Annotated in this window: 19 protein-coding genes, 1 tRNA gene and 1 pseudogene; 11 read left to right on the top strand and 10 right to left on the bottom strand. The window is 68.0% G+C overall.

What is annotated here, in order from left to right; all coding sequences use genetic code 11:
• Nucleotides 1-24: 24 nt before the first annotated feature.
• Nucleotides 25-1,731 (top strand): exodeoxyribonuclease V subunit alpha, encoded by a 1,707-nt coding sequence (recD, locus tag G6N46_RS23665; RefSeq protein WP_174814146.1) that lies wholly within the window; start codon nucleotides 25-27, stop codon nucleotides 1,729-1,731.
• Between the two features lie 12 nt (nucleotides 1,732-1,743).
• Here recD and G6N46_RS23660 read toward each other — a convergent pair whose 3' ends face one another.
• Nucleotides 1,744-2,214, bottom strand: a complete 471-nt coding sequence (locus tag G6N46_RS23660) for a carboxymuconolactone decarboxylase family protein (RefSeq protein WP_133425366.1) — start codon at nucleotides 2,212-2,214, stop codon at nucleotides 1,744-1,746.
• An 83-nt stretch (nucleotides 2,215-2,297) separates the two neighbouring features.
• Here G6N46_RS23660 and G6N46_RS23655 point away from each other — a divergent pair.
• A pseudogene (locus tag G6N46_RS23655) lies at nucleotides 2,298-3,263 on the top strand (pirin family protein); the annotation flags it as partial.
• 18 nt (nucleotides 3,264-3,281) lie between these two features.
• Nucleotides 3,282-3,611 carry a GNAT family N-acetyltransferase gene (locus tag G6N46_RS28825; protein WP_225433725.1) on the top strand — a complete coding sequence of 110 codons (330 nt, stop codon included), beginning with the start codon at nucleotides 3,282-3,284 and terminating at the stop codon, nucleotides 3,609-3,611.
• Nucleotides 3,612-3,623: 12 nt separating this feature from the next.
• Here G6N46_RS28825 and usfY read toward each other — a convergent pair whose 3' ends face one another.
• The 5 genes from usfY to cynS all read right to left on the bottom strand — a co-directional run bounded on the left by usfY (nucleotide 3,624) and on the right by cynS (nucleotide 7,493).
• Nucleotides 3,624-3,905 carry a protein UsfY gene (gene usfY, locus G6N46_RS23650; RefSeq protein ID WP_306308001.1) on the bottom strand — a complete coding sequence of 94 codons (282 nt, stop codon included), beginning with the start codon at nucleotides 3,903-3,905 and terminating at the stop codon, nucleotides 3,624-3,626.
• A gap of 274 nt (nucleotides 3,906-4,179) precedes the next feature.
• Entirely contained in the window at nucleotides 4,180-5,496 is a 1,317-nt protein-coding gene (locus G6N46_RS23645) for a L,D-transpeptidase (RefSeq protein WP_138250526.1), read from the bottom strand.
• Nucleotides 5,497-5,554: 58 nt separating this feature from the next.
• Nucleotides 5,555-5,767 (bottom strand): hypothetical protein, encoded by a 213-nt coding sequence (locus tag G6N46_RS23640; protein WP_138250527.1) that lies wholly within the window; start codon nucleotides 5,765-5,767, stop codon nucleotides 5,555-5,557.
• 82 nt (nucleotides 5,768-5,849) lie between these two features.
• The gene (locus tag G6N46_RS23635) at nucleotides 5,850-6,902 is read right to left on the bottom strand and encodes a hypothetical protein (protein ID WP_138250528.1); all 1,053 of its coding nucleotides are present in this window, start codon (nucleotides 6,900-6,902) and stop codon (nucleotides 5,850-5,852) included.
• Between the two features lie 120 nt (nucleotides 6,903-7,022).
• Nucleotides 7,023-7,493: a cyanase gene (gene cynS / locus G6N46_RS23630; protein WP_138250529.1), complete on the bottom strand. Its 471-nt coding sequence runs from the start codon at nucleotides 7,491-7,493 to the stop codon at nucleotides 7,023-7,025.
• 261 nt (nucleotides 7,494-7,754) lie between these two features.
• Here cynS and G6N46_RS23625 point away from each other — a divergent pair, with 261 nt between their 5' ends.
• Nucleotides 7,755-8,963, top strand: coding sequence for an IS110 family RNA-guided transposase (locus tag G6N46_RS23625; RefSeq protein ID WP_133425495.1), 1,209 nt, complete (start codon nucleotides 7,755-7,757; stop codon nucleotides 8,961-8,963).
• Between the two features lie 48 nt (nucleotides 8,964-9,011).
• Here the strand turns inward: G6N46_RS23625 and G6N46_RS23620 are convergent, their stop codons facing one another.
• Nucleotides 9,012-9,239 carry a hypothetical protein gene (locus G6N46_RS23620; protein WP_138250530.1) on the bottom strand — a complete coding sequence of 76 codons (228 nt, stop codon included), beginning with the start codon at nucleotides 9,237-9,239 and terminating at the stop codon, nucleotides 9,012-9,014.
• A gap of 104 nt (nucleotides 9,240-9,343) precedes the next feature.
• On the opposite strand from G6N46_RS23620, the gene cynR reads away from it, so the two are divergent.
• The 6 genes from cynR (at nucleotide 9,344) to G6N46_RS23590 (ending at nucleotide 15,831) form a co-directional block, all read left to right on the top strand.
• Nucleotides 9,344-10,252: a transcriptional regulator CynR gene (gene cynR, locus G6N46_RS23615; protein ID WP_138250531.1), complete on the top strand. Its 909-nt coding sequence runs from the start codon at nucleotides 9,344-9,346 to the stop codon at nucleotides 10,250-10,252.
• 174 nt (nucleotides 10,253-10,426) lie between these two features.
• Complete coding sequence (arr, locus tag G6N46_RS23610; RefSeq protein WP_138250532.1) at nucleotides 10,427-10,855, top strand: NAD(+)--rifampin ADP-ribosyltransferase; 429 nt, start codon at nucleotides 10,427-10,429, stop codon at nucleotides 10,853-10,855.
• Between the two features lie 66 nt (nucleotides 10,856-10,921).
• Nucleotides 10,922-11,242 (top strand): ArsR/SmtB family transcription factor, encoded by a 321-nt coding sequence (locus G6N46_RS23605; protein ID WP_138250533.1) that lies wholly within the window; start codon nucleotides 10,922-10,924, stop codon nucleotides 11,240-11,242.
• Nucleotides 11,239-11,718, top strand: coding sequence for an SRPBCC family protein (locus G6N46_RS23600; RefSeq protein WP_138250534.1), 480 nt, complete (start codon nucleotides 11,239-11,241; stop codon nucleotides 11,716-11,718). Before G6N46_RS23605 ends, G6N46_RS23600 begins: the two co-directional genes overlap by 4 nt.
• A gap of 2 nt (nucleotides 11,719-11,720) precedes the next feature.
• Nucleotides 11,721-12,347, top strand: a complete 627-nt coding sequence (locus G6N46_RS23595) for a maleylpyruvate isomerase family mycothiol-dependent enzyme (protein ID WP_138250535.1) — start codon at nucleotides 11,721-11,723, stop codon at nucleotides 12,345-12,347.
• Between the two features lie 112 nt (nucleotides 12,348-12,459).
• The gene (locus G6N46_RS23590; RefSeq protein WP_138250536.1) at nucleotides 12,460-15,831 is read left to right on the top strand and encodes a YncE family protein; all 3,372 of its coding nucleotides are present in this window, start codon (nucleotides 12,460-12,462) and stop codon (nucleotides 15,829-15,831) included.
• Here G6N46_RS23590 and G6N46_RS23585 read toward each other — a convergent pair.
• From G6N46_RS23585 to G6N46_RS23575, 3 genes are all read right to left on the bottom strand, one after another.
• Nucleotides 15,828-17,018 carry a permease gene (locus tag G6N46_RS23585; RefSeq protein WP_138250537.1) on the bottom strand — a complete coding sequence of 397 codons (1,191 nt, stop codon included), beginning with the start codon at nucleotides 17,016-17,018 and terminating at the stop codon, nucleotides 15,828-15,830. The genes G6N46_RS23590 and G6N46_RS23585 overlap by 4 nt on opposite strands.
• A 103-nt stretch (nucleotides 17,019-17,121) precedes the next feature.
• Nucleotides 17,122-18,039: an alpha/beta fold hydrolase gene (locus G6N46_RS23580; protein ID WP_138250538.1), complete on the bottom strand. Its 918-nt coding sequence runs from the start codon at nucleotides 18,037-18,039 to the stop codon at nucleotides 17,122-17,124.
• A gap of 113 nt (nucleotides 18,040-18,152) precedes the next feature.
• A tRNA-Tyr gene (locus tag G6N46_RS23575) sits at nucleotides 18,153-18,235 on the bottom strand.
• Nucleotides 18,236-18,350: 115 nt separating this feature from the next.
• Between G6N46_RS23575 and G6N46_RS23570 the strand changes: the two genes are divergently transcribed.
• A complete protein-coding gene (locus G6N46_RS23570; protein ID WP_138250539.1) occupies nucleotides 18,351-18,842 on the top strand; it encodes a YajQ family cyclic di-GMP-binding protein in 492 nt (163 codons plus the stop codon).
• The last annotated feature ends 3 nt before the right edge of the window (nucleotides 18,843-18,845 follow it).

Genomic DNA, 18,845 nt, shown 5'->3' with positions numbered 1-18,845 from the left:
GCACCGGACCGGCTGCCCGACCCCATGGACTGGCGGCAGGTGCCCGCGGCGACCGGGCTGCTGGCGACGTTCAACGCCGCCGGCGTGCTGAACGCCGCGGATGTCCATGTGGCGCAGCGGTGTTGCGCGCTGGAGAACGAGTCCGACGAGCTCGTCGCTCTCGCGGTCGCGTTGGCCGTTCGGGCACTGCGGGAAGGCTCGGTGTGCGTCGACCTCACCACCGCCGCCGACGACATCGGCGGTGACCTGCCCTGGCCGGCACCCGCCACGCTGATCGCCGCGGTCGCGGCCAGTCCGTTGGCGGGCAAGGCCATCCGGCTGGATCACGAGCGGTTGCTGTACCTGGACCGCTACTGGCGCGAGGAACAGCAGGTGTGCACCGACCTGCTGGCGCTGTCGGCGCAGGCATCGCATCCGGTCGCCGACGACGAACTGGAACGACTTTTCCCGCCACCGGGTTTCGCCGAGCAGCGGGCCGCCGCACAACTCGCGCTGACGCAGCCGGTGACGGTGCTGACCGGTGGTCCCGGCACGGGCAAGACGACGACCGTGGCCCGGTTGCTCGCGCTTCTGGCGCAGGCCGCGCACCCGGGCCGGCTGCGGATTGCGCTCGCGGCGCCAACCGGAAAAGCTGCCGCCCGACTGCAGGAGGCCGTCTCGGCCGAGGTGGCCAGACTCGACAGCGCGGACCGGGAGCGGCTCAGCGGGCTGCGGGCCGTCACGCTGCACCGGTTGCTCGGCGGGCGTCCCGACAGCGCCTCGCGGTTCAAGCACCACCGCGGCAACCGGTTGCCGCACGACGTCGTCGTCGTCGACGAGACCTCGATGGTGTCGCTGACACTCATGGCCCGGCTGCTCGAAGCCGTTCGGCCCGACACCCGGCTGCTGCTGGTCGGCGACCCGGACCAGTTGACGTCGGTGCAGGCGGGTGCCGTACTGGCCGATCTGGTCGACGGCCTCACCGACCACCCGTCCATCAAGATCGCCGCGCTGTACACCACGCACCGCTTCGGGGCGGCGATCGGCGGGCTGGCCGAAGCGATCCGGTCCGGTGACGCCGATCAGGTGCTCGCCCTCCTGCGGGCCGGCGATGCGGCCATCGAGTTCATCGAGGATTCCGAGCCGGCCGCGGCGCTCCGCCCGGCACTGGTGGGCCATGCCCTGAAGGTGCGGGCCTGCGCACTGCTGGGCGCCGGGCCCGACGGTCTCGCGGCCATGGACGAACACCGCCTGCTGTGCGCGCACCGCGACGGGCCGTACGGGGTGCGGCACTGGAATCGTCAGGTGGAGCGCTGGACCACCGACGAGACCGGGCAGGCCACGTGGTCGCCGTGGTACCCGGGCCGCCCGCTGTTGGTCACCGCCAACGACTACGCGCTGGGTATCTACAACGGCGACACCGGCCTGGTCGCCGCCGGGCCCGACGGCGTGCAGGTGTACATCGCGGGTGCGACTGGGACGCAACGTTTCTCGCCGAGCCGGATCGCCGACGTCGAGACCATGTACGCGCTGACCATCCACAAGAGTCAGGGCTCGCAGGCCGACGAGGTGACGGTGATCCTGCCGCCCGCCGACTCCCGGCTCCTGACCCGCGAGCTCTTCTACACCGCGGTCACACGCGCGAAGCAGAAGGTGCGCATCGTCGGGTCGGCCGACGAGGTTCGGGCCGCGGTGCAGCGGCAGGCGCTGCGCGCGTCGGGGCTGCGGGACCGGCTGCGGGCGGGCACCTAGGGCAGCCCGTGCCTAGGGGCGCACCGGGTGCCGGCTCAGGATCGACACCCGGTTGAAGGCGTTGATCGCGGTGGCCACCCAGATCACGGCGGAAATCTCGTCGTCGTTCAGTACCGCTCGCGCCCTTGCATATTCGCGTTCGGCGGTGTCGTGGTCGGGCAGCGTCGTGGTGATCTCGGCGAGCCGCAGCGCGGCCCGTTCCGGCTCGGAGAACAGCTCGGTGTCCCGCCAGGCGCGCAACGTCGCCAGCTGCTTGTCGGTCACGCCGGCCTTCACCGCGCGACGGTGATGGATCTCCAGGCACGACGGGCAGCCGTTGATCAGTGAGACACGCGTGTTGATCAGCTCGACCAGCGCCGGCGACAACCCGGCCTCGGCGGCGGTCTTGCTGACCGCGGTCGCGACCGCCACCAGCGTCCGGTAGGCATGGGGCGACTGCTTGTCGATGTGCACGTGCGCGGGGCCCGGTTCGGTGGTGTCCATTGCCTACTTTCAGGTTGTGGCCAGGACGGCGCGGGTATGGTCTGAGCGAACGCGACGATGGTACGCAGCCGGGAAGGCGAATCGTGAGCAATCTTGAGGCAGACCCCGTCGAATACGACTGTGCCGCCGGGCCTCCCAACCGAATCGAGATTCTGGAGCCGCGTGAGGTGCCGCTGGGTGGGCCGCGCGCCATGATGGTCCGTCGCACGTTGCCGCAGCGTGACCGCTCGCTGGTCGGCGCGTGGTGTTTCGCCGACCATTACGGCCCGGAAGACGTGCGCACCAAGGCCGGAATGGACGTCCCGCCGCACCCGCACACCGGTCTGCAGACGGTCAGCTGGTTGTTCAGCGGCGAGATCGAACACCGCGATTCGCACGGCATCCACGAGATGGTGCGGCCCGGAGAGCTGAATCTGATGACGGCCGGCGCCGGCATCTGCCACTCCGAGGTCTCCACGCCGGCGACGACGATCCTGCACGGTGTCCAGTTGTGGGTCGCGCTGCCCGACGCCGCCCGCCACGGTCCCCGCAACTTCGACCACTATGCGCCGCAGCCGGTTTCATTCGGCGACGCCACGGTGTCGGTGTTCCTGGGCGCGCTGGCCGGGCAGCGGTCACCCGTGCGTACGCACACGCCGCTGCTCGGTGCGCAGGTCGATCTGCCCGCCGGTGCGACCGTCGAATTCGAGGTCGACCCCACCTTCGAGCACGCCGTGCTGCTCGACCAGGGCGCGCTGACCGTCGCCGATACGCCGGTGCAGCCGTACGAAATGGCTTATCAGGGCGTGGGATCCACTCGCCTGATGCTCTCCAGCACCGGTACCGAACCGGCGCGCGCCATCATTCTCGGCGGCACGCCCTTCACCGAAGAACTGCTGATGTGGTGGAACTTCGTGGGGCGCACCCACGACGAGATCGTCGAATACCGCAATCAGTGGCAGGCCGAGTCCGCACAGTTCGGCGAAGTCATCGGCTACGAGGGCGAGCCGGCTCGGTTGCCCGCTCCCCCGCTACCGACCACCCGCCTGGTCCCGCGGAAACCACCCACCGGAGGAAAGGCCCGAGTGATGCTCACCGACAAGAACGGCGAACCTGTCGAGGTGACCCAGGAAGCCGACCGATTCAGCATCGCGGTCGACGGAAAGCCCGTGGGGCTCACCGCTTTCATCGAACACGGTGAGCAGCGGGTTTTCTACCACACCGAGATCGATCCGGCGTTCGGCGGGCGCGGACTGGCCAGTGTCCTGATCGCTCAGGCCCTGGCGACGACGCGGCAGCAGGGCAAGCGCATCGTGGCGATCTGCCCGATGGTCAAGGCATACGTCGAGAAGCATCACGACTTCGACGACATCCTCGATCCGCGGACGCCGGAGATTCTGCGGCTGCTGCCGCGCTAGGCCGCCGGACGGTCAGCCTGCGTGCAGGCTCCGTTCGGGATGGTCGGCCAGCCAACGCTGTTCGACTCGCTTCACCCGCAGATGCTCGAACGTGATGACGAGAGCTCCCGCGGTGACCAGCGCTCCGGCGATCAGGCCGAGCGGTAGCTGAAGGTCCGCGCGGTGATACGCGGTTGCGAAGACGAAGCCGGCGATGGTGACGATGCCGAGTGCGATCAGGCCCAGGCCAGGCAGCCACAACGTGTCGATGAAGGATTCACCGGCATGCGGCTGGGTGGTTCGGGAATGATCCACCGGATCATGGTGTGCGCCCTTCATTCGCATCTCCCTCCTTGCCGAAGATGCCCTAAGGCTACGCCCGAATCCGGGCTATTGTGAGATAGTTCACACTTGCGGGCGGCCGTTGGTGCGAACACATCCGGGAGCTCTCACGAAAAGACGCAAAACTGTCGTTTTTCACGGAAAACGGACAGTTTCACGTTCCCCCGCAAGCGGGAGGCACCCCCAGCTCGCGAGTAGGAGGTACCCCTAGCTCGCGAGTGGGAGCTACCCCCAGTGCGCGGAGCGACTAGCGCGGCGGCAGCGGCGCGGCGACGGGTGCGACGGGCAGGGCCGGCTGCGGCAGCGCGGAGCCGCGGACCCATTGGTCCCACGGCATGCTCCAGTCGCCGTTCTGGCTCAGCTTCTGGGGCTCACCGCCGGTGTATTTGATCTCGACGACGTCGCCGGGCACGGAGAAGTCGTAGAACCACTTGGCGTTCTCGCTGTTGAGGTTCAGGCAGCCGTGCGAGGTGTTCTGTTTGCCCTGCGCCCAGATGGTGGAGTTCAGCTGATGCAGGTAGATGCCGTCATGGCTGATCCGCGTCGCCCACGGGATGGTCTCCTTGTAGCCGAGGCGGCTACTGGTCGGCAATCCGAACGTCGACGAGTCCATGATCACCGGGTTGGCCTTGTCCATCACGGTGTAGATACCGGGCGGCGTCCAGAACGAGATGACGGTGTTGCCGATCGTCTCGGTGCCGCCCATGCCCATCGAGGTCGGCATGGTGCGCACCAGCTGGCCGTTGTCGAAGACGCTGACCTGGTGGGTGTGGTCGTCGGCGACGGAGACGTGGGCATTGCCGATCCGGAACGAGACGCGCTCGTCCTGCTGGCCGTAGGTGTCCTCGCCGAGCCGGACGCCGTAGATCTTGGCCGCGACGGTGACCGTCGTGTTCGGCGCGTAGTACTTCTCCGGGCGCCAGTGCGCGTTTGCGTCGTCGACCCAGTGCCACGAGCCGGGAACCGGCGGGTTGGTGGTGACGACGAGGTTGCGCTCGGCGGCGGCCTTGTCCTCGATCTTCTCGTCGAAGTGCGCGGTGACGACGACGCCGATGCCGTAGGTCCCGCCCTCCTGCAGCTGAGCGCCGGACACGGTGTTGAGGTACACCGCGGTCTGGTATGAGGGGCTGAGCGTGGTGAAGCTCGACGTCTGCCGCGACGGCATGCCCGACGGGCCGCGCGCCTCGATGGTCATCGTGTACTTGCGGCCGTAGCCCAGCTGCTCGGCGGGCGTCCAGGTCTTGGCGTCGGGGGCGAGCGTCCCGGGAATCTCTTTTCCGGCGCTGTTGACCATCGACACCGCGGTGATGGTGCCGCTCGCCGCGGTGACGTTCACGGGCGCCGCAGGGCTGACGTCCTTGGCCCCGCCGGCCGGCGTGACGCGCACGACGGCGGGCTCCGGCGCAGCCGGCTGCGAGACGGACAGGTCGCGCGACGCGGCGACGACCTTGCAACCTTCCTGGCAGCGCGACGTCGACGACACCACGGTCCCACCGAGCACGGCAAGGACGGCCAGCGCAGCGGCCAGCCAGGCGCCACGGACACGGCGGGATGAGGTCAACACAGCTCCAAAGTTCGGCGTCGGCCAGGGATTGTCGGATCGATGTACCCGAGGTACTGCATCAGGGTAAGCGGTCGGCCGGGCTCTTTGCACGTCGGATGAAGCTCGTCTCGATTTCACCACGGCGCCACTTCAGCGTGTCGGCTGGCAAACGCCTGTCGATGTGTGCTAGATGCCGATTTCCGGTGATTTCACCACCATCGACAGGCGAGGCGCTGACCAGGGAATTCAGCCAAACATACTGCCCGTCAACAAGTTTGGGCAACACCGCCACGCCCGCAGTGGATCACAGTCCCGCGCAAAACAATTCACGACGCAGAGAGAGCTCTGCGTCGTGACTGCTGCCGGACTGCGGACTACTGGGCCGCGAATCGATTGAGGGTGCCCCCGTGCATCGCACGACCGGCGCGAGCCTGACGGAAGCCGATCAGCCCACCGGCGCCGGTCAGCACCAACAGGCCGGCGAAACCCGGAACCGCGACAGCGGCGACCTCACTCAGGCCGGCCGCGCGGAGGTCGTCGGAGTATCCGGCCCGGTACGGCGCCGCCGCGACGATGGCGTTGTCGGCCGCGAAGACCCGGTCGACCGGCTCAGGTCCGCGGGCCGGTTGCTCACCCGTGCCGCCGGTCTGGCCGGCGAAACGTGAATCCGTCTGGGCCCCACCGGATGCCGCGGGCTGGACCCGGCCCGCGAAGTCGCGGCCGACGGACACGACCCGCGGCACACCGGTCGTCGGAGTGACGACCGCCGACGACAGCTCGGCCACCGCGGAGGCCCATCCGTCCACCACCGGTAGCGCTTGCGCGACAGCAAATCCCGGCAACGCCGCCACGGTTCGGATCGGTTCACCCACGGCCGCGGGCAACGACCCCGTCAGCGCCGTCAGCGGCGCCGTCGGTGCATCCGCCACGAGGAGGGCGGTCTGACCCGCCGCCGCAGTCGCGTCGACCAACGGGACCGAGACCGACTGGACCGACGGCACAGTGGCGGGAGTTTCGGCAATGCTCACGGGTTCGCTGACAGGTGCACTCTGCGTGGTGTTGACGACACCCGAAGGCAGGGCGGCCGACGTACTCGAGGACGAGGTCGCCGACGAGATGTTCGAGCCGTTGCGGCCGTCGCCGAACTTGGGCGTCAGTTGCTGGCCGGGCGACGGGGTGACACCGAAGCCGGTGAGCGCACCGGTTCCGACGGTGGTCGCGGTGGTGGTCAGCCCACCGAACGCCTTGCGCAGATCGCCGATGGCGGACAGGCCCGGGCGCGACGTACCCGAGCTGTCCCCACCTGCATCACCAGAAACAGTGGGAGAAAGCGGCATGTCGAATGGTGCGGCGTGCGCCACGCCGGCGCCGATAACCGGTGCGGCGACCAGCCAGGTCACCGCCGCCATGCGCAGGTGCGTCGCCACGCTGCATCCATCCTCTCGAAGCCGGCCGTCTGCGGCCTTCGTCTAGTTTGCCACGAGAATTTGCTGTTGCGAAAATTTCGGGGGCATCCGACACCATATTAGGGCAGTCGGCGCCAGAAATCAGAACGGCACAGTTGGCAGGTACTTGCCGTCCAGGGTGATGACGGCGCGTTCGCCACCATCGGGATCAGCAACCTTCTTCACATCGAGCCGGAAGTTGATGGCGGAGATGATGCCGTCGCCGAACTGCTCGTGGACCAGGGCCTTGAGCGTCGTGCCGTAGACCTGCAGCATCTCGTAGAAGCGGTAGATGGTCGGGTCGGTGGGCACGCCGCCGGGGATCGAGCCGCGGGTCGGGATGGTCTGCAGCAACCGCACCGCGGCATCGTCCAGCCCCAGCAGGCCACCGACGGCCTTGGCCGACTCCTCGGGGAGCGCGTGCTGACCGAGGACTGCGGCCGTCGTGAAGGCGACCGACAGGCCGGCGGCGTCGGCGATCTGCTGCCAGGACAGGTCCTTACGGGTCTTGGCTTCAACGGCCGTGGCGGCCAGGAGCTGACGGGCGGTCGGGTCGAACTGTGCGTGGATCATGACGGGGGTTCCTTAAGTTCGTAGTTGCAGTTATTTCGTGATGTTGTGACGGTTACGTTGAACTGCGACCCGGGTGGGTCGGGTGAGGTCGACATGGGGTCTTTGCCGGCCTGGTGGTGCGGCTTGAAAGGACTGGCCGCCCGGCCCACCTGGACTTCCTCGGGCCGCTGATTGAGATCTGCGATGTGATCGCTTGTTTAAGGAAATGCCGGCGAGGTTGTCCGTGGGGATCCTGTTGGCAGACAAGCGAAAAGAGGTTCCATGGCCGAAGACCAGGTGTGGGCTGGGGTCGACGTCGGCAAAGAACACCACTGGGTGTGCGTCGTGGACGGCAACGGCAACGTGGTGTTGTCGCGCAAGGTCGTCAACGATGAACACACGATGCGTGACCTGGTCGCCGAGATCGACAAGCTCGCCGGTGAGGTGTCCTGGACAGTGGACTTGAGCAACGTGTTTGCCGCCCTGCTGTTGACGGTGCTGGCCGATGCCGGCAAGACGGTGCGGTACCTTGCGGGCCGGCAAGTGTGGCAGGCCTCGGTCACCTACCGCGGTGGTGAGTCCAAGACCGATGCCAAAGATGCCCGGGTCATCGCCGATCAATCCCGGATGCGCGGCGAGGACCTTCCGGTCCTGCGTCCCGGCGACGATCTGATCACCGAACTGCGGATGCTCACCGCCCATCGCGCTGATCTGGTCGCCGACCGAACCCGGACCATCAACCGGCTGCGCCAACAACTGCTGGCCGTGTGCCCGGCCCTCGAACGCGTCGCTGAGCTGACCCAGGACCGTGGTTGGGCAGTGCTGCTGGCGCATTACCAACGACCGAAAGCGATTCGCCGAACCGGTGTTTCGCGGCTGACCAAAGTATTGGCGGCAGCGGGAGTACGCAACGCTGCCACGATCGCGGCAGCGGCGGTGACGGCCTCTAAGGCCCAGACCGTCCGCCTGGCCGGTGAGGACGTCGGTGCAGGATTGGTCGCCGAACTGGCCCAGGGGGTGATGAACCTCGATGAGCGCATCAAACACACCGACGCGGACATCGAGGAACGATTTCGCCGCCATCCGCTCGCCGAGGTGATCACCAGCCTGCCTGGTATCGGCTTCCGGCTCGGCGCCGAATTCCTCGCGGTGGTCGGCGACCCCGCTCTGCTCGAATCGCCCGACCAGCTCGCCGCCTGGGCCGGGCTGGCTCCGGTAGCCAAAGACTCCGGTAAACGCACCGGCCGGCTGCACACCCCCAAGCGCTACAGTCGTCGACTGCGCCGCGTCATGTACATGTCCGCGCTGACCGCGATCCGCTGCGACCCCGCATCCAAGGCGTATTACCAGCGCAAACGGGACCAAGGCAAGCGGCCGATCCCGGCCACCATTTGCCTGGCCCGCCGACGGGTCAATGTCCTCTACGCGCTCATCCGCGACAACAGAACCTGGCAGCCCAACACGCCTCAGATCACCACTGCGGCGGCTTGACAGGCTCATTGAGAGTCCTTTCAGAGGGCGGTTACTGCTTCGGACGGGTCAGTGCTGCGCCCAGGTGCCGTACGGCACCATCGGGTTGGTCCCGAACGGCACGTACGGGTTGGCGCCACCGAGGAACGAGTCCTGCGCGTAGACGGGAGCCGGCCCGGGCAGCGCCACGGTGCCGCTGTTGTCGGCCGCTGCCGGCGCGGCCAGTCCGATCCCGAGCGCGGCGAGCGCGCCGGCGGCCAATCCGGTTGTCACGGCGACGAGGCTGTTCTTCTTCATGGTGATGCTTCCTTTCTTGCTGCATTCACCATGGACGAACAGCACCTATAACGTCCAATAGCCATTTTTCACACGAACCATAGGCACCGTCTATAGTTAGTGACATGGCCGGACTCGAGCTCCGTCACCTGCGGTATCTCCTCGCCGTCGCCGAGCACGGCAACTTTTCCCACGCCGCCGAGGAGCTATATGTGTCGCAACCCACGCTCTCCCAGCAGATCAAACAGCTGGAAGCCATGGTCGGCGTCCAGCTGCTCGATCGCGGGGGCCGCACCGTCCGACTGACGGATGCCGGCGCCGCGTTCGCCGAGCGCGCCCGAAGCGCCCTGCGCGAACTGGCCGCCGCCGAACGTGCCATCGAGGACGTCCAAGACCTCTCGCGCGGGCATCTGCGCCTGGGCATCACCCCGACGTTCATCACCTATCTCATCGGCCCGCTGACCGCCGAGCTGTACGCGCGCCATCCCGGGATCAGCCTGACCGTCGTCGAGACGTCCCAGGACAGCATCGAAGCCGGCCTCCTCGCCGACGAGCTCGACGTGGGCATCGCGTTCGTCGGGGCTCCCGTGCCCGGCATCGACTTCGCGGCGCTGTTCACCGAGCACCTCGGCCTCGTGACCAGCGGGCCGCGGGCCGGGAACCTGCCGTCCCCATTGCCGGTCCACGCTATGGACGACGTCGAGCTGGCGCTGCTCAGCAGTGACTTCCTCACCCGGACCCACATCGACACCTATTTCGCGGCGCACCATGTCGACCCGCGGATCATCGTCGAAGCCAACTCCGTCCAGGCCCTCACCGAGATCGTGCAGCGCACGCCGCTGGCGACCGTCCTGCCGGATGCCGTCACCCACGACCATCCGCACCTGACGCCGGTGCCGCTGGACCCGCCGATACCGACCCGGACCGTCGCCATCCTGCGCCGCGCCGGCGGCTATCACAGCGCGGCCGCGTCGGCGTTCGTCCAGCTCACGCACGAACTCGTCGCGGATCGCGGCTACGCGCCGCCCGGGTGATCGTCAGAAGAATGTGGTGCCGGGCAATGCAATTCATGCGCCGGCGGAACCGGGGAACGCTGCCGTGACCGTTCCTCCCACTCTCAATTTATGGCAGATACCGGGGCTTGCCGCAAGGCCCCGGTGGTGCCGCACAATCGTCCGACCTGGTGGTTGAGACGAATGGGGGATGTCATGACGAACACACCGAAACCTTTCGAACTGCATGAGTCGGGCGCGCTGCTGCACGGCACCAAAGCCGATCTCGCGATCGGGGATCTGCTGGTGCCGGGTCGCGCATCGAACTACGAAGAGGGCCGGGTCTCGAACCACGTCTACGTCACGCGGACGCTGGACGCCGCGGCATGGGGTGCCGAACTCGCGGCCGGTGACGGCCGGGGGCGCATCTACCTCGTCGAGCCGGTCGGCGAGTTGGAGGACGACCCCAACGTGACGGACAAGAAGCTGCCCGGCAACCCGACGCACTCCTACCGCACCCGGGAACCGGTACGCGTCGTCGGGGAACTGACCGACTGGGTCGGGCACTCCCCCGAGCAGATTCAGGTGATGCGCGACGGGCTGGCCGACCTCCAACGACGCGGCCTCGCCGTCATCTACGACTGAGTCGCATGGCGCCGGGGCTGTGGTGACCCTTTTCAATCGGACTTCGTAAGTTTAAACTTACCGTTAGTGACCACTTACCAAACAGCCGACCCGTGGGCCGCTCTCGCCGACCGCACGCGACGGACGATCTTCAAGCGATTGGCCGACGGGCCTCTCGCGGTCGGCGAACTGGCCGAAGGACTGCCGGTGAGCCGACCGGCGGTGTCCCAGCACCTCAAGGTGCTGCGCTGCGCCGGGCTGGTGACGGACCGCCAAGTGGGCACGCGACGCCTGTACCAAGTTGATCCCCGCGGCGTCGAGGCCCTGCGGGCCGAGTTGGACGTGTTCTGGGACAAGGCATTGGCGGCGTTCAAGCAGATCGCCGACGAGGAAGGAAAGCAGCCATGACGACCGAGGTGGCACCGATTCGCAAGAGCGTCGTCGTCGACGCACCGATCGACAAGGCGTTCGCGTTGTTCGTCGGCCGCTTCGACGCCATCAAGCCCCGCGACCACAACCTGCTGGCGGTACCCATCGCGGAGACGGTGTTCGAAACCCATGTGGGCGGCCACATCTACGACGTGGGCACCGACGGCAGCACGTGCCGGTGGGCGCGCGTGCTGGCCTACGAACCACCGGGCCGAGTGCTGTTCTCGTGGGACATCGGGCCGACGTGGCAGGTCGAATCGGATCCCGGCAAGACCAGCGAGGTCGAGGTGCGGTTCACCGCCGAGTCCGACGGCCGCACGCGCGTCGACCTGGAGCACCGGCACCTGGAACGCCACGGCGCCGGCTGGCGGTCGGTGGCCGACGGTGTCGACGGCGAGGCCGGCTGGCCGTTGTACCTGAACCGGTACCACGACATCGTCGCCGAAGAGGCGTGACGATGCCCGCGCAGCGTTCCATGATGGACCTGGCATACGACGAGCGTCGCGACCTCGCCGCCTATCTGCGGACCCTGTCCGACGCGCAGTGGCAGGCGCCCACACTGTGCACCGAGTGGTCGGTGAAAGACGTTGTCTCCCATGTCGTGAGTTACGAGGAGCTCAGCATCGTCGGCCTGTTGCAGCGCTTCGCCCGGGGCCGGATCGTGCGCGCCAATGAGGTCGGCGTGCGCGATTTCGCGAGCTACACCCCCGCGCAGTTGATGGACTTCCTCGAGGCCCACCTGCGTCCGCAAGGGCTCACATCCGGCTTCGGCGGCATGATCGGACTGGTGGACGCGACGGTCCACCACCAGGACATCCGCCGGGCGCTGGGAGACCCGCGCACCATCCCCGCCGAACGCCTCGAACGCATCCTGCCGACGATCCCGGGCAATCCGCGGCTCGGTGCGGGCAGGCGGGTCCGGGGGTTGCGTCTGCGGGCCACCGACGTGACGTGGGAGCACGGCAGCGGACCCGAGGTCCTGGGCACGGGCGAGGCATTGCTGATGGCGATGACCGGACGCCCGGCGGCTGTCGATGAACTGGACGGCGCGGGTCAGCCCGTTCTCGCGGCGAGATTGCGGTAACCGCACCACCGCGAGAAATCAGCCGTTTGGACTGCAGACAGACGGCATCGCATGCGGTATTCCCATATGAGGGACAGATGTCCCTCTATCGGGCCGCGTGAGAGGACCGACCATGAGCAACGCCAAGTACGTAGGCCGGGTCGGGGGGTTGGCGGTGGCACTCGGGGTCGGTGTCGCGATCGCGAGTACACCGGGCACGGCGTGGGCTGACGACGCCGCGAATCCAGGAGCCACGTCGGCGCCGGCACCGCACGCCGCGACGGACGCGGCCGGCACCAAGAAGCCCGGCGTCAAGACAGGCAAGACGAAACGCCTGGGCAAGGCGAGCAGCGAGAAGCAGCGCACCGCGAAACCCGAACCGACGGCGGCGGACGGTCCCGTGACGTCGCAGACGACGGCGAAGACCGTCACGGGGTCCACGAAGAAACCCACACCGCGGGCCATCCAGGCCGACGTGGAAACCACGCCGGCCCCGTCACCGCGGACAGTGGCCGCCACGGCCGTCGCGACCTCGGCAGTCACGTCCACCCCCGCGGCCACGTCCACGCCGGCCGCCAACAACGGCGCAGTCAGTCTGATGTCGGCGTCGACGCTCGACTCGTCGGCAACCGGTGGTCCCGCCGCGCCGGACTTCTCGCCGGTGGCCGCCGTGCTGGCAGCCTGGGGCACCCGCACCCGCGTGGAGACTCAGACGAAACCCGCGGCCGTCACGTCGACGAGTCAGCCCGTCGTCGCCACCGCCGCGCAGCCCGTCCCCACGGCCGCGCAGCCGGTCCCCACCGCCGCGACGACGACCGTCCCGTCACCGTGGCTGAACTACTCCAAGTCGATCTCGGTGGGCACCAATCCCACCGCCGAGGTGATGGGCGCCGACGGACGGCTCTACGTCGCCAACACCGGCAGCAACACGGTGTCGGTGATCAACACCGCCACGGGGAAACGGATCGACGCCAATCCGAGCTGGTTCTCGCAGGACATCGCGGTGGGCACCGCGCCCAGCGCGCTGGCGCTGAGTCCCGACGGCACCCGGTTGTACGTCGCCAACAGCGGCAGCGGGACGGTGTCGGTCATCAACACCGTCGGCTACAAACGGATCGACGCCAATCCGAGCACGACGTCCAAGGACATCACCGTGGGCACCGCGCCCAGCGCGTTGACGGTCGGCGCGGACGGCCGAATCTATGTGGCCAACAAGGGCAGCGACTCGGTGTCGGTCATCGACCCCACCACCTACAGCGTCACCGGCACCATCGGAGTCGGCACCCAGCCCACCGCCCTCGCGCTCGGCACCGGCAAGGTGTACGTCGCCAACCAGGGCAGCAACACCGTCTCGGTGCTCGACACCAGCACGCTCGGCGTCACCAGCATCGCGGTCGGCACGCCGCCCAGTGCCCTGGCCCTCGGCACCGGCGGCAAGCTGTATGTCGCGGCCCAGAACGGCACCCTGTCCACGATCGACACCGCCACGAACACCTTGTCGCCCAACATAATTGGGGTCGGACCTGCCCCCAGCTCGGTGGCCGTCAGCGCCGACGGCAGCGTCGCCTATGTCGCCAACGGCAATGACACCGTCTCGGTGATCAACACGGGCACCTCGGCCGTCGTCAGCACGGTCCGGTTCGACACCGACGCCACCGGCGGTCATGCCGTCGCCGTCGCGCCCAATGGAGCGGTCTACGTCAGTGACGCCGCCGACCGCACAGTGCGGGTGCTCGTGCAGCCGTCGCTCATCGCGACGTCGGTGACGAAGATCGGGAGCGTCGGCGTCACCGGTGTCGGCTCGACCGTGTTGAGCAATGACGGCACCCGCGCACTGGTCATCACCGGGCCCGCCCCGACCTCGACCACCAGCACCACCCGCGTCGCGGTGATCGACACCGCGACCGGCAAGCAGGTCGGCAGCACGGTGTCGATCGCCGGCAAGCCCGTCGTACCGGCGTTCAGCGCCGACGGTACGCGGGCCGTCATCACCGCGGCCGGCACCACGGCAACGCAGCTGGCAGTGATCGACCTCGCGACCGGCAAGCAGACCGGCACCACTCTCACCCTGCCGGGCGCGGTCGGCGTGCAGCTGCTGTCTGCCGACGGCAGTCGCGCCCTGACCACCACGTACGGCACGGGCATCACCCAGGTAGCGGTGCTCAACACGCTCACCGGCGCTCAGACCGGCGCCACCGTCTCCGTCACCGGTAACCAGTTGGAGGCGCCCGTCCTCAACGCCGACCGCACCCGCGCGCTGATCACCACCAGCCGCCCGATCTGGGAAGCCCCGGACACCACGCGGATCGCCGTGCTCGACACGACGACCGGCACACAACTCGGCACCACCGTCGAGATCGCGGGCAACGAGGTGGCCCCGCCGGCGCTGAACGCCGACGGCAGCCGCGCGGCGATCTCCACCCAGATCGGCGATTTCGCGTCGGGCTACACCACGCAGGCGACGATCCTGAACGTCGCGACCGGCTCGCAGATCGGCACCACGCAAGGCCTTGAAGGCCAGGCCGTCTACGGCGCACCGGTGTTCAACGCCGCCGGCAATCGCGTCGCCTTCCTGGCCCGCACCGAGGACCCGACCAACACGTTCACCACCCGGCTCGCGGTTCTCGACGCCGTCACCGGCAACCCGGTCGGCACCGGTCTCGTCGTCGACGGCGACGGCGCTCGTGACCTCAGTGCCGACCGGACGCGCATCGTGGTCACCGCGACGTCTACCGACCCCGGCACCCAGGTGACGACCACCAGGCTCGCGACCGTCGACCTCGCCACCGGCAACCAGGTCGGCGACGTCACCCTGCCCGGCACCTGGCACGCGCTGCTGATGACGCCCGACGGCGGCCGCGCCGTGACCATAAGCGGCGACAACACCGCGACGCACGCGGCCGTGATCGACACCCTCACCGGCGCCCAGACCGGCACGACGCTGAACCTCGTCGGCAGCGAATTCGGCTCCCGGCTGATCAGTCTCGACGGCAGCCGGGCACTCATCGTCACAGCGGTCTACAACGGGGCGACGAGCGTCAACACCGAGCGGTTGACGGTGCTCGACACCACAACCGGCGCCCAGGTCGGCAGCACCGTGGCGCTCACCGGTTTCCTCAACGGCGGGGTGCAGTACAGCGCCGACACCGGGCGTGCCGTGGCCGTCACGACCAGCAGCAATTTCAATACCACTGGCGTGCCCACCACGCAGGTGGCAGTGATCGATACGACCACCGGCTTCCAGGCCGGCAGCACCATCAACCTCAAGCTCGAGAACGGCTACGCGGTGCTCAGCGGTGGCGGCAACCGGGCGGTCGTCAGCGCGGGCAGCCAACTGGTGGTCATCAACACCGCGAACGGCACGCAGGTCGGTGGCGCCCTCACCGGGATCGGCAGCAGTCCGCTGCTGACCGGCGACGGTAGCCGGGCTCTGACCACCGCGGTGTCCTACAACTTCTGGACCCGCACGTACACCACGACGTCGCGGGTGCTGAAGATCGTCTAGTGCGGGTGGTGATCGTGGCCGGCGTGGGTGTCCGGATGTCCAGCATCGGGTGAGCCGCCCATCATCCGCAGCATCGGGATGCCGCCGGTACGGACGAAGCGGATCACCAGCACCGCGGCCAGCAGCAGGAAGACGATGTTGAGCCACGTGGTGTAGTTCCACGAGATGCCGCTCTCCATCACCATGGCGTTGCGCTGAGTGGGGACGAGACCCGTTGCGCCGAAAAGTAATTCGACGAGATAACCCGCCGCGACCATCGAGACGTAGAAGGTGACCAGCAGCGTCAGCATCATCCGGGTGCCGTAGTACTTCCGGTAGATGTTGAGGATCGGCAGGATCAGCAGGTCGGCGAAGATGAACGCGACCACGCCGCCGAAGCTGATGCCGCCGTTCCACAGCACCGCCGCCAGGGGCACGTTGCCGATGGAGCAGACGAACGACACGATGGCCACGATCGGCCCGACGATCGGCCCCCAGATCGCGGACCACGTCGGGTCGTCGGCGAGGAAGAAGTTCTCCCAGAACGCATTTGGCACCCACGCGCCGATGGCACCGGCAATGAGCAGACCGATGATCAGGTCACGCAGGATCGCCGCCCACTCCATGACGAACACGTGCGAGACGGACGTGAGGCCGGGTCCCGAGAACAGGCGCTTGGCGAACGAGCCGTCGCCCTGCACCGACATGTCCATGGCGGCATGCCCTTCCATCGACCCGGCGATGCCCTGCTCCGCCTGCACCCGGGCCGCGTCGATGAGGCGGCTGCGGACGAACAACCGGAACAGCACCGCGAGGACGAGGATCATGATGGGGCCGCCGACGAATTCCGCCGCGGTGAACTGCCAGCCCATCAGCAGGGCCAGGATGATGCCGAGTTCGACGACGAGGTTGGTGGAGCCGATCTCGAATGCCATCGCCGCGGTGAAGTTGGCGCCTTTGCGAAACAGCGAGCGCGCCAACGCCACTGCGGCATACGAGCACGACGACGATGCCGCGCCGAGTCCGGCGGCCACGGCAAGGGTTTTGGGCTTGTCGTCACCGAGCAGGCGCACGATCGTCGACTTCCGGACGACGGCCTGCACCACCGCCGATAGCGCGAAGCCGAGAATCAGCGCCCAGAGAATCTCCCATGTCATCGAACCGGCCAGGGCCAGTGCGTGACCGATCCCGGCGATCGCGGCGTCCATCAGGTGACGTTAACCCGTCAGCGGCGTTCCGAATCGTCGAGCGTGGGGGTTTACGCGGAATTCGCGCCAGATCTCCTCGTCAGGCCCCACTCTCGACGGCGAACTACGCCGGGCTGCCGATGAACTCGAGGCCGGCGTTGATGGCCGGGCGGTGCCGCAGCATGCGGTAGTGCGCCAGCTTCCCGAGTCCCTTGGTGGTGAGCAGCTCGGACCCGGGCCACGAGGCGGCGAGCTTCTCGCTCGACGAGTACGGGCTGTCGGGGTCGTCGGGGTCGTGGATGAGCAGCAGCGGCGGGTGGCCCGCCCGGGCGGCGAGGTTGACCATGTTGGTGTCTTCCAGCGACATCCCGATTCGGCGGACCAGCCGCCGTTGCAGGCCCGCGCGGATCCGCGGGCCGAAGTTGTGGCGCGCGGCGAACAGGTCCAGGTACATCGGGTAGTCGCCCATCGGGGCGAGCAGCACCAGCCGACCGACCTTGGCGCCGTTCACCGCGGCGGCCATGGTGGTCGCGTTGGCCCCGAGCGAATGGGCGACGACGGCGTGGGCCGGTCCGTGCTCGCGGATGACGGCCGCGACGGCGTCGGCGCATTCGATGGCCGTGGTGCGGCCCGGCGCGAGCGCGCCCGGGTCGGACTCGTTGTGGCTGGGCAGGTCGAAGGCGATGACCCGGTAGCCGGCGGCAACCAGCGGTTTGACGAACATGCCCAGGTGCGGACGGCGCCCGCCCCAACCGTGTACGAGGTACACCGGCGGCCCGTCACCCCAGGATTCGCCCGCGATGCGGTGGCCGTCCCAGTGCGCTTCCAGCGGCTCACCGGGGCTGACGCCAGGCGGCATGCGCAGGCTCTGCTCGATGATCGGCGGGGTGCACCACAGCTCGGTGGCCCACCGGGAGCCGATGGGCGGTGCGAATCGTTCGAGCAGGGCGAACTGCTTGCGAATCTTCGGGTCGACGGGCGGCTGCACACCGGAACCCTCGACGTCGAGCACGACATCACGCTCAGAAGACGACTCGACCATGCGTCAAATCCTAACGACCGCCCCGACTCCGGCTGCCGACGAGCTGGGACGAGGCCCCGACCGGCCGGCCCGAAAAACACGTCAGGCCCCCTCGAAAGGGGGCCTGATCAGTGTGGCAGGTACAGGATTCGAACCTGTGTAGGCTTCCGCCGACGGATTTACAGTCCGCTCCCATTGGCCGCTCGGGCAACCTGCCGGGTTCGTCGCCTCCCGGTGACCCCGGGTTTGGCGCGAGTAGCAGAGTACAACGAAGATGTACCGAACACGAAAACGGGACCCCCACCAGGGGCGCAGATACGGAGGGCAATCCAATGGCGGATTCATCGTTCGACATCGTCAGCAAGGTCGATCGGCAGGAAGTCGACAACGCGCTGAATCAAGCCGCCAAGGAGCTGTCCACCCGCTTCGACTTCCGCGGCACCGACACCACCATCGCCTGGAAGGGCGATGAGGTCATCGAGCTGGTCTCCTCGACCGAGGAGCGCGTCAAGGCCGCGGTCGACGTGTTCAAGGAGAAGCTGGTGCGCCGCGACATCTCGATGAAGGCGTTCGACGCCGGTGACCCGCAGCCCAGCGGCAAGACCTACCGCGTCTCGGGCACGCTGCAGCAGGGCATCAGCAGCGAGCAGGCCAAGAAGATCACCAAGATCATCCGGGACGAGGGCCCCAAGGGCGTCAAGGCGCAGATTCAGGGCGACGAGATCCGGGTGTCGAGCAAGAAGCGCGACGACCTGCAGGCCGTGCAGGCGCTGCTGCGGGGCGCCGATCTGGACGTGGCGCTGCAGTTCGTCAACTACCGCTGACGC

The organism is Mycolicibacterium phocaicum (genome assembly GCF_010731115.1).
GTDB classification, from domain to species: Bacteria; Actinomycetota; Actinomycetes; order Mycobacteriales; family Mycobacteriaceae; genus Mycobacterium; species Mycobacterium phocaicum.
The sequence above is the reverse complement of the archived record's forward strand: the minus strand, read 5'-3'. Positions and strand labels throughout refer to the sequence as shown.